This window comes from Bradyrhizobium sp., from assembly GCF_027307225.1.
GTDB lineage: Bacteria > Pseudomonadota > Alphaproteobacteria > Rhizobiales > Xanthobacteraceae > Bradyrhizobium.
Window position 1 is genome coordinate 1 of the sequence record NZ_DAHUXJ010000026.1, and the last position, 8,724, is coordinate 8,724.

The 8,724-nt window shown below is 61.4% G+C and carries 8 protein-coding genes; 5 read left to right on the forward strand and 3 right to left on the reverse strand.

Going from position 1 to position 8,724, the window contains the following annotated elements:
• Window positions 1-236 precede the first annotated feature (236 nt).
• Entirely contained in the window at window positions 237-647 is a 411-nt protein-coding gene (locus M6D32_RS04690) for a RidA family protein (RefSeq protein WP_298253865.1), read from the forward strand.
• A gap of 178 nt (window positions 648-825) precedes the next feature.
• Here the strand turns inward: M6D32_RS04690 and M6D32_RS04695 are convergent, their stop codons facing one another.
• Both M6D32_RS04695 and M6D32_RS04700 read right to left on the reverse strand, forming a co-directional pair.
• Complete coding sequence (locus M6D32_RS04695) at window positions 826-1,797, reverse strand: ABC transporter substrate-binding protein (RefSeq protein ID WP_298253867.1); 972 nt, start codon at window positions 1,795-1,797, stop codon at window positions 826-828.
• A gap of 5 nt (window positions 1,798-1,802) precedes the next feature.
• Window positions 1,803-3,044 carry an MFS transporter gene (locus tag M6D32_RS04700; RefSeq protein WP_298253869.1) on the reverse strand — a complete coding sequence of 414 codons (1,242 nt, stop codon included), beginning with the start codon at window positions 3,042-3,044 and terminating at the stop codon, window positions 1,803-1,805.
• 293 nt (window positions 3,045-3,337) lie between these two features.
• On the opposite strand from M6D32_RS04700, the gene M6D32_RS04705 reads away from it, so the two are divergent.
• From M6D32_RS04705 to M6D32_RS04715, 3 genes are all read left to right on the forward strand, one after another.
• The gene (locus M6D32_RS04705) at window positions 3,338-4,453 is read left to right on the forward strand and encodes a DUF2336 domain-containing protein (protein WP_298253871.1); all 1,116 of its coding nucleotides are present in this window, start codon (window positions 3,338-3,340) and stop codon (window positions 4,451-4,453) included.
• 264 nt (window positions 4,454-4,717) lie between these two features.
• A complete protein-coding gene (locus M6D32_RS04710; protein WP_298253873.1) occupies window positions 4,718-5,863 on the forward strand; it encodes an aminotransferase class V-fold PLP-dependent enzyme in 1,146 nt (381 codons plus the stop codon).
• Between the two features lie 266 nt (window positions 5,864-6,129).
• The gene (locus M6D32_RS04715) at window positions 6,130-6,258 is read left to right on the forward strand and encodes a hypothetical protein (RefSeq protein WP_298253875.1); all 129 of its coding nucleotides are present in this window, start codon (window positions 6,130-6,132) and stop codon (window positions 6,256-6,258) included.
• Between the two features lie 145 nt (window positions 6,259-6,403).
• Here the strand turns inward: M6D32_RS04715 and M6D32_RS04720 are convergent, their stop codons facing one another.
• The gene (locus M6D32_RS04720; RefSeq protein ID WP_298253877.1) at window positions 6,404-7,741 is read right to left on the reverse strand and encodes a GSU2403 family nucleotidyltransferase fold protein; all 1,338 of its coding nucleotides are present in this window, start codon (window positions 7,739-7,741) and stop codon (window positions 6,404-6,406) included.
• Between the two features lie 254 nt (window positions 7,742-7,995).
• Between M6D32_RS04720 and M6D32_RS04725 the strand changes: the two genes are divergently transcribed.
• The coding region (locus M6D32_RS04725; RefSeq protein WP_298253879.1) for a Rieske 2Fe-2S domain-containing protein at window positions 7,996-8,724 on the forward strand (729 nt) is incomplete at its 3' end.

Below are 8,724 nucleotides of genomic sequence, written 5' to 3' on the forward strand. Positions count from 1 at the left end.
CAGAGGGCTAACCCGGCAGCAATATCCATGGCATGACCAGGCTGGCGGAACCGTCCACGCTTTCCGGCTCCTCCGAAACTCAACAACGAAGGCGACAGATCACGAGCTACAAAAATACGACATCTTCACCCGCTACGGACATAGCGGCGGCTTCGGCTTGCGGCGAACTTTGGGATGACGAATAGTGCAGGGCGGACGGCAGACACCGTTTAAAAAAGCGTCAGGGCGGGAAGATCATGTCAGCTGAACTCAACATCTATAATCCGAACGAACTCGGGGCCCCGATGGGGCAGTACACTCATGTAACACGCGTGAAGGCGAGCGAATTCCTGTTCATCGCCGGCATGCTGTCGGGCGATGCCAGGGGCAACCTGATCGGCGAGAGTGATTTCGACGCGCAGGCCACGCAGGTATTTCGCAATATCGAGGCGGCGCTGAAATCGGCCGGCGCGTCGTGGGGCAATGTCGTGCAGTTCACGACCTACCTGGTGCACTCGCAGGACATTGCAAAATTCATGGCGTTTCGCTTGCGCGAATTCCCGAAGATGTTTCCGAACGGGAAATATCCGCCGAACACGCTGCTCATCATCGACCGCCTGGTGCAGGAGCAGTTTCTGGTCGAGGTTCAGACGATCGCCGCGGTGTGATTTTTATCCCTCCCCCGCGAGCGAAGCGAGCAGCGGGGAGGGTGGATCATCGTGAGCGCAAGCGAAGGATGAGCCGGGTGGGGCGTTGTGCGACGAAGACCCCCACCCCGACGCTCTCCAGACGACGCTTCGCGTCGCCGGGATCACTCGCGCCGACCCTCCCCACAAGGGGGAGGGATCACCCGAAACTCAGATCGCAATATTTTGCGGGATCGTCGAGTTGCTTGTGCGGCAGGCCGTAGCGGCTGCGCAACTCGAGCACGCAGTCGAAACCGGCGCGGTCGATCTCGCAAGATCGGAAGAAGCCGTGCGCGGGATCAAGCAATTCACGGTAGCTCGCGTCCGCCATCTCCGGCGTCATTTGCGGCAGATGGCGCCGCAGGATCGCCATCGCCTCGCCGCGGTTGCCGGGTTCATAGAGCCACGCGATCGAACGGCGATAGGCGCGGATATAGGCCTCAACCTTGCTGTGGTTTTGTTGCGCCCATGGACGGCGGACAGCAGCGACGTTGCCCTGATAGGGGCCGATGACGTCGATCGCCTTGACCAGTTCAGTAAAGCCCGCGTTCTGCGCGACGATGTTGTAGGGCGCCGACAGCAGCGTCGCGGCGTGCTTGCCTTCACGCAACGCATTCCAGCGCTGCACCATGCCGCCGGCGCGGGCGATTTCGTAATCGCCCTTGTCCTTGTCGAGGCCATCCTTGTTCAATCCATTCTTATTCAAGCCATCCTTATTCAAGCCATGGCGGCGCAGGATCTCGTACAGTACGAAGGCGTAGCCGGTGGTCGCGGCATCAACCGATACGGTCTTGCCCTTGAGGTCTTCGATCCGCGCAATCGACGGCGATGCGACGAGGCTCAGGAAGCTGCTGTCGCTGCCCATGATCGCCATGAAATCGCTCTGAGCTCCGATCGGCGCTTCGCCCTGGCCCTCGACGTAAGCCACGATGTTGTCGACCGCGGTCATCGCGATGTCGAACTTGCCTAGCGAAAAGTCCGTCATCTGGGTGACGGAGTTCGGCGTGTCCTGCACCTCGACCGCAATGCCGGCGTCCTCGAAGAAGCCTTTGTCTTCTCCGACATAGACAGCCCAGTTGAAGCCGCCGGGAAAGACGTTGACGGTGACGACGGGAAGTTCGCCGATCGCCATCGATGTTATGCCGCCTGCCTGGACTGCGCCATCCGCTCGGGCCGCAGCAACAGCGCGACCGCGGCGCCGACGATGCACAGCGCCACGAGCTGAAGATTGCCGGCAATGGTCCAGCCCGACAGCTTCGCGATCCAACCGATCAGATAGCCGGCCACCGTCGCCGAACCATAGACGCAGGTGACGAACAGGCCGGACGCGCGCCCGGCGAGGTTTGCGGCGACCGCCTTGACGTGACTGGCGGCGAGATTGACGAAGATCGTGCCGCTGAAGGTCGCGCCCAGCACAAAGGACAGCGCGCCTTGGGTGGCAAAATCGACCGGCCCGTTGAAGAGCAGCGCAGCGACGCCGCTCGCGACCAGAAAGCTCAACGCCAGCACGAGTCGCGTCGAGAAACGGTCGCCGAGCCACCCCGTGAACAGCGACACCAGCACGCCGAGCCCGTAGAAGCTCATCACGCGGCCGGCATCCGACGGCGCAAAATGAAGGTGTTCGCGCAGGAAGGTCGGATACATGCCGAGATAGCCGTAGAGCGCGAGCCCGAACAGCACGCTGAGAATAGCCAGCACGATGGTGTTGTGGTTGTTCAGCGATGCGGCGCCGCCGGACGCGATGGTCTGGTTTTCCCCGCCCCTGGTTTCGCTCAAGTGGGGCCGCACTACGGCGGCGATCAGGATCATCATCGCAAATCCGACGAGACCAAAGGCGATCATCGGCGCACGCCAGCTGCCGTAGCCGACAAGCAGCCTTGCGCCGAGCCACGGCCCGATCGCAGCGCCTCCGGCATAGGCGTAGTTGAGCAGGCCCACGCCCGCGGCACGGTTACGCGAGAAGTAGCTGGAGAAGACCGCGAGCAACGCGGTGAGCTGCATCGCCTCGCCGATGCCGGTGATCGTGCGGTAGAGCAGCATATCGGCAAATCCGGTCGCGATCACCGTGATCACGGTCGCCGCCGAATAGATCAGGATGCCGATCTGGATCACGGCTTTGCGAGAATAACGCGACATCAGATAGCCGGTCGGAATGCCCGCGAGCGTCATCCCCAATGTGAAGACCGTCGACAGCAAGCCGCCCTGCGGCAGGCTGAAGCCGTATTCGCGGCGCACGTCGGTCAGCATCAGCGGAAACAGCGTGCGGTCCATCGCATTCACGGCGTAGGAGACGATCAGCACGGCGATGGCGGCAATCGCGATGGCATTGTCCGTCGCGCGCGCGGCCGCCGCGCCCGAAGGCGTTGTCATTTGATCCATCGTTTTCCGTCCCTGTCCCGCGCTGACGGTCTTCGCCGCCATAATTGCCTTGTTTGGCTTACCCAAGATGCAGGTAAGCGATCACCGGAGAGGCTGTCAAATGGACGCAGTCATGCGGTTTCGTGGACAAATCGCGTTCTACGAACGTCCGGCGATCGCGGCGCCAGTGTTAATGAAGCGTATCTGCAATCGCAGGGTCCCTAAAACTTGAGAGAAAGCGAGACCGCGCCATTAAAAGTTGGGGCCTATGGCTATCTCCATAATTTGCGATTCTAGCAGTATTTGAGCGCGAGATGATTGAGACCGGCGGCGTGATGCAAGATCTCAATGACGCAATTGAGCGCGGCTCGAGCGAGAGCCGCGCCAAGGCGCTGTGGCACGCGACCGATATTCTCGTCGAGGGCGAATTCAGCGAAGAGCAGATCCGCATCTTCGGCGATGTCATCACGCGGCTCACTGAAGAAATCGAATCGGCGGCACGCGCTGAACTGTCGCGCCGGCTGGCGCATTCCAACAATGCCCCGCCGAAGGTCGTGCAGATGCTTGCCTTCGACGATGCGATCGAGGTTGCGGGACCGGTCCTGCAATTTTCGCCGCGGCTCGACGCGAAATCGCTGGTTGCAAACATCCGCAGCAAGGGCCAGCCGCATCTGCTCGCGATTGCGAAGCGCGCCTCCGTGCCGGTCGAGGTGACCGACGAACTGGTGACGCGCGGCGATCAGGAAGTCGTGCAGTCGGTCGCCGCCAACAATGGCGCCCGCTTTTCGGACTTTGGATTCCGCCAGATGATCAAGCGCGCGGAAACCGATAACGTACTCGCCGAACGGGTCGGCCTGCGCAGGGAAATTCCGCCGCAGATGCTCCGCCAGCTGATCGCGAAAGCGTCGGAAGACGTGCGGCGCAAGCTCGAACGGGAACGCCCGGAACTGGCGCCCGAGATTGAAGCGTCGGTGGGCCATGCCGCCGGCAATCTCTATTCCAGGTTCGGAACCGGGCAAACGAGCTTCCTCGCGTTGAAGCGAGCCGTCACCGAGAGCTATAACGCCGGCCGGCTCACCGAGAAGAGCATTCTGGCGCATGCGCTTGCCCACCGGTTCGAGGAAGCTGTCATCGGGATGTCGCTTTTGTGTGCGCTGCCGGCAGATGTCGTCGAGCAGATGTTCGTCGTCAACAAGCGCGACATGATCCTGGTGCTGTCGAAAGCGATCGGCTTCTCGTGGGAGACCGCGATGGCGCTTCTGTTCCTCGGCGCGGAAAATCACCGCATCTCATCGAGCGAGCTCGAGGAGCTGAAGGCCGAATTCAAGCGCGCCGATATCAGGATGTCGCGCGGCATCCTCGAAGTCTATCAGTCACACTGGCGGGCCGGCGGCGACGAGGCCAACCCCAACCCGGTGCGTCTGCACTGAGCCGACCGCAGATGGTCATTCCGGGGCGCGAAGCGAACCCGGAATCTCGAGATTCCGGGTCTGGTCCTTCGGACCATCCCGGAATGACGAACAGCTGGATCGCTTCGCGATGAAGGCTGCCCCGACCCTCCCCCCTTTCAGGGGGAGCGAGCCTAACATCGGCGCTCAAATATCGGGTGCGAGAATCCTGCACTGCGTTGGTAGGGGTGGTGGCTGCGATCCGGCGCGGCTAGGCTTTGTGCTTTCCGACGAAGAGTTTCACACATGCTCGCCTCGCAGCGCGGCCTGTTCGGAGTGCCGCGCGAAATCTGCTACCTGAATTCGGCTTCCTATAGCCCGTTGCCGCTGCGCACCCAGGAGGTCGCGCGCGACGCCGTCGGCCGCAAGGCTGCGCCGTGGACGCTGGATGCGGATTTCGCCAACCGCCAGCATGAACGCGCGAGAGCCGCCGCGGCGCGGCTGATCAATGCCGAAGCCAGCGACGTCGCGCTGATTTCCTCGGTGAGCTACGGCGTCGCAACCGTCGGCAGGATTCTGGCGATCCCTGCCGACACGCGGGTGCTGGTCCTGGAGAACGACCATTCCTCGCCGATCCTGGAATGGCAGACGCGCGCCGGCCCGGCCGGCTTTTCCGTCGAGACGGTGCGCCAGCCGCTCGACGGTGACTGGACCGCAGCCGTGCTGGCGTCGATCGAGCGGGTGGGCGCGCCGCGGCTGGCGCTGGCCTCGATCTCCTCGGTGCACTGGTCGGACGGCGGGATGATCGACATCGCGAAGGTCGGCGCGGCGTTGAAGCGTCAAGGCGCGCTTTTGCTGATCGATGCGACACAGGCTGTTGGCGTGATCGCGATGGACGTGAAGAGCCTCGATCCGGATTTCGTGATCTTCCCGACCTATAAATGGCTGCTCGGGCCCTATGGCCGCGCCTTCATCTACATCGCCAGGCGCCACCAGAACGGCATTCCGCTGGAACAGACCGGCTTTAGCCGCCGCGAAATCCGCTCCGACGCCGAGATCTATTTCGCCGATGTGACCTATGTCACCGGCGCCAGGCGGTTCGACATGGGCCAGCGCGATCATTTCATCTCGATGGAAATGGCGGCGATCGGCATGGAGATGATGGCCGAATGGGGGGCCGATGCGGTCGCCGAACGGCTCAAGATGCTGACCTCCCGCATGGTGGAAGGCTTGAGCGGCAGCAGGGTCCGCATCATGGACGCCCGGTTTCGTGCGCCGCACATCCTGAGCCTCAATTTCGCCGGTGGCCTTCCCGGCGGGCTGGTCGAAGCGCTGGCCGCCGACGGCATTTATGTTGCACCGCGGTTGGCGCGCATGCGCGTCTCGCCGCATGTTTTCAACGACGAGGAAGACGGCGATCGCTTCGTCGCGGCGCTGAAGAAGCGGATTTGAGGCCTCTTTATCCCCCCGCGGAACGCGTGGGGAGGGAAGGCCGAAGCGAAGCTGAGGCCAGGGTGGGGGCTCTTCCTACCTCACCCGGATCATCGTTCGCTCTGCTTACGATGATCCACCCTCCCCACAAGGGGGAGGGAGAAGAGGCCGCAACCGCGTCCGGAACCCAATCGCACCTTCCGGAATTGGTTCGCAATGAACCTTGTGCCTCCGGGCGCGACCTATTCGCCAAGAGGCAAAGCGAGATGGCCTTCAGGGAGGCTCTCATGAGTGAATGGCGCGATGAGATGGTGGACCGGCCCCCGGATGACGAGGGCGCGTACGCGGCAGGATGGACCGTATCGGGCCTCGCCGTTCTCGGCACCATCGTCGTGGTCTGGATCTTCGGCATTTAGGCCGCCCAGTTCGCTACCTCCATTACAGCTACATGCTGCGATGCCGCACGGCTGCCCGCGAGGGCGGCCGTTATGCTTTTGCGGCCGCGTCCGTCCGGACCAACCGACTTCCGAACAGCTTCCATAGTTCGGATACGCCTGCACCTCAGCCTCCAGAGCGGATCAGCGTAGAGACATCGGAAGTCTTTATGAGCAGAGCGTCTGGCTCTTCTATTGGCCAAGTCAAATATTTGGTCCTCATCATTTGCTCGATTTTCGTTCTGTTCTTGAGCACCGCCTGGACTTTGCCTTCCTTGTCGAGTTCGTTGGTTGCAAAATGGTCATCGAGCGCCTCTCGGCTAATTGCGCACGTCACGGGCTTACCAACTGCTTGTCCTGTGAACGCAACCACGTCACGGCTGGAATCGTAGCGCGCTGGGGGATTTTCGAAGGTTAGGTCGATACCTGGAACCAGTGATCTAACTGCACCGACCGTTTTCAACATTAGATCGCGAGTGAAACCGTTCACGTCCGCCAGGCTTTCGTCCAGCAATTGTCGCCAACGCGGGCCGCGCGCACGAGCCTCATCCCAAGCTTGCCTCACGTCGTGAGGTCGCATCTCGGCCAGTACTCGCAGCAGCGCTTCGGCTTGCTGTACATCCTTGCCGCGCTTGGCCGTTCCTTCCTGGCGGCGCCTCGAAACGATTAGCTTATGAATTGCGAACCGTGCGGGCGCGGGAGCATGAACGTAGATACCCGCGTCATGCAATATTGCAGCCGGTTCGGGTTCGTGGATCAGGTAGTCCAGGAAACGGAGCGGCTGGGCATCGGTTTGCAAAGCAGGAAGTGTCTGAGGCTGACCCGTTTCTTCTCCTCTGTTAGGAGTGAGAAAATCGACCCTCACGCCGTTCTTTGCCGCGTAGCTGGTAACGCGTCGGCCATCGAGCACATGCGGTACTGCCCGGAAGGAGCTATCGACTTCCCTCAACACGTCGAGAACTGGGGGCGTGCTATCTTCTACGAAAATAGAAACATCCTTGAATTGGGCGATATCGACATCGCCCGTTTGGACTCGGGCGCCAGGCAGCCTGACACCGAGCATTGCTGGATACGTCTGGAAGGCAACAGTTCCGACTAGTACGCCGCGAAGTCGAAACACCCCCGCTTTGGCGAGAGCATTCAGCACCTTGCCGATTTCTGGAACTGGGCGGGGGAGACTGAAGGACCTTACGAGGGTCGATACCAGTGCACGTCGTTCCAGGATGTCGTCGCGAATTTCTCGGTGGTGAGCTATTCGATCCAGCAGCTCAAGTGTTTCGGGGCCTACATACTTTTGATTTCGGCTTTCGCCGGTGCCCGATTGAAAGTACCAATACTTCCGATCCTTTACCGTTTTTGCGACGAACGCACCTTCTTCGGCGAAGGCTTCGTCAAACGCCGCATTAGCGCAGCGGTCCAGTAACTCGGCGTAGGTCGTTTGCATGACGAGTTTGGGAGAGGCCATGGCTGCTCCTTTGTTATACTCACTTTGCAATATGAGTATAACTATGGCATTTTTACATTTCTGTCCAGTTATACTCATTCTGTAAGTTGCGTATAACTCACTTTTTGAGCCATTTGGACGTTCGCCTATGGCTCGCGTCGCCCTCCCTACAAAGGGGTGAGAAAAGAAGCCGACAGCCTAAACTCTGGACGGAGCGGCCGGGTCTGGATATATGGATACTTAGGTCCCTAAGGAATTTCGGGAGGGAAGCGGCCATGCTGACGCACGCTGAAAATGAGTTGCTGTGCCGGGTCGAGGGCGACGCGCCGATGGGGCAACTGATGCGCCGCCACTGGGTGCCGGCGGCGCTGTCCGAACAACTGGCAGCCGACGGCGCGCCAGTACGAGTGCAGCTGTTCGGCGAAAAGCTGGTCGCCTTCCGTGACTCGAACGGCAAGACCGGATTGCTCGGCGAAGCCTGCCCGCATCGCAAGGCCTCGCTCGCGTTCGGCCGCAACGAGGAATGCGGCCTGCGCTGCCTCTATCACGGCTGGAAGTTCGATACCGACGGCAACGTCGTCGACATGCCGTCGGAGCCGAAGGCCAGCGCCCTGCCGGAGAAAGCCAAACATCTTTCCTACCCGACGCGCGAGGCCGGCGGCTTTGTCTGGGCTTATATGGGGCCGCTTGAACTGATGCCGGAATTCGAGGCGCCGCCCTGGTCGCCGCATGATCAGGCGCGCGTGGCGATCGCGAAAGTGGAATTGCCCTGCAACTGGGCGCAGATCATGGAGGGCCAGATCGACTCGGCGCATTCCTCCACGCTGCACTCCTCCGACATGCGCCCTGCCAAGGGCGAGGCGACCGCCAAGGGCGATCACTGGGTTCGTCCCTCGACCGACAAGAACCCGCGCATCCAGGTGCAGCTCACCAATTACGGCATGCGCTATGCCGCGATCCGCCGCCCGATCGCAAACGCGAACTCGCACGACTATGTGCGCATC

What these genes read in the sequence shown, in the direction of transcription:
- M6D32_RS04690 (WP_298253865.1), top strand. Translation starts at nt 237, where the DNA reads ATGTCAGCTGAACTCAACATCTATAATCCGAACGAACTCGGGGCCCCG.
- M6D32_RS04695 (WP_298253867.1), bottom strand. Translation starts at nt 1,797, where the DNA reads ATGGCGATCGGCGAACTTCCCGTCGTCACCGTCAACGTCTTTCCCGGC.
- M6D32_RS04700 (WP_298253869.1), bottom strand. Translation starts at nt 3,044, where the DNA reads ATGGATCAAATGACAACGCCTTCGGGCGCGGCGGCCGCGCGCGCGACG.
- M6D32_RS04705 (WP_298253871.1), top strand. Translation starts at nt 3,338, where the DNA reads ATGATTGAGACCGGCGGCGTGATGCAAGATCTCAATGACGCAATTGAG.
- M6D32_RS04710 (WP_298253873.1), top strand. Translation starts at nt 4,718, where the DNA reads ATGCTCGCCTCGCAGCGCGGCCTGTTCGGAGTGCCGCGCGAAATCTGC.
- M6D32_RS04715 (WP_298253875.1), top strand. Translation starts at nt 6,130, where the DNA reads ATGAGTGAATGGCGCGATGAGATGGTGGACCGGCCCCCGGATGACGAG.
- M6D32_RS04720 (WP_298253877.1), bottom strand. Translation starts at nt 7,741, where the DNA reads ATGGCCTCTCCCAAACTCGTCATGCAAACGACCTACGCCGAGTTACTG.